Source organism: Sphingobium quisquiliarum P25, from assembly GCF_000445065.1.
GTDB lineage: Bacteria > Pseudomonadota > Alphaproteobacteria > Sphingomonadales > Sphingomonadaceae > Sphingobium > Sphingobium quisquiliarum.
Window position 1 is genome coordinate 1 of sequence record NZ_ATHO01000177.1, and the last position, 1085, is coordinate 1085.

The following is a 1085-nucleotide window of genomic DNA, read 5'->3' on the forward strand; positions in this document are numbered from 1 at the left end:
TTCGCGACCGGCGACCGCATCATGTTCCTGAAAAACGAGCGCGGGCTAGGCGTGAAGAACGGCACGCTGGGGAAGGTCGAGCGCGTGTCGCCCGACAGCATGGCGGTGCGGCTCGATGATGGCCGACAGGTGGCGTTCGACCTCAAGGACTATGCCCATGTCGATCATGGCTATGCCGCGACCATCCACAAATCGCAGGGCGTGACGGTCGATCAGGGGCATGTGCTGGCGACGCCGGGGATGGACCGCCATGCGGCCTATGTGGCGCTGTCGCGGCACCGTGAGGGCGTGCAGCTCCACTATGGCCGCGACGACTTCGCCGACGATCGGCGGCTTGTCCGCACGCTGTCGCGCGAGCGGGCGAAGGATATGGCGTCGGATTATCCCATGTATCGGGACCGCGACGCCGAGGCGCAATCGTTCGCCGATCGGCGCGGTCTGTCGGGCGAGATCCGATTGCCGGATGCGCCCGAGCGCAAGGGTGTGGAGCTTCTTGGCCCGCGTGCTGGCACCATGCGCCAGATGGGCGGAGATCCACGCCCACGCGAGATCGGCGAGGGCCGCGGCGCAGGGGATGCGAAGGCCGCGGCCGAGCGACAGCCGCGGCGCGGCATGTTCGACGGCTTGAAGCTGTCGGCCGAGCCGGCGAAGGCGGCCGAGCCAGCGCAGGGCGCGAAGGAAAAAGCGGCTCCCAAGCGGGGCATGTTCGATGGGCTGAAACTGTCGTCGCGCACGCCGACGCCGGCGAAGGAAGCCCCGGCGCGTGCCGAGCAGGGCCTTACCCATGATTTCCGGCGCGCGGTCGAGCGGGCCTCGCGTTCGGCCGAGGCGGTGTTGCAGGCGCGGGCGTCGGGCGCTCCGGTCCTTGAGCATCAAAAGGTCGCGCTCGAGCGCACGACACAGGCGCTGGACCAGATCAGGCCGGGAGCCTCGCGTGACCTCGCATCGGCGATGCAGCGCGATCCCGCCTTGCTGCGCGAGGCGGCGGCGGGGCGCAGCGGCCCGATGATCGAGGCGATGGCCCAGGAGGCGCGCGTGCGGGCCGATCCGAACTTGCGCGCCGATCGGTTCGTGGAACGCTGGCA

General features: G+C 69.8%; 1 pseudogene. It reads left to right on the top strand.

Annotated features, from left to right (window positions below):
* Positions 1-1085: pseudogene (locus L288_RS41775) on the top strand (Ti-type conjugative transfer relaxase TraA); the annotation flags it as partial.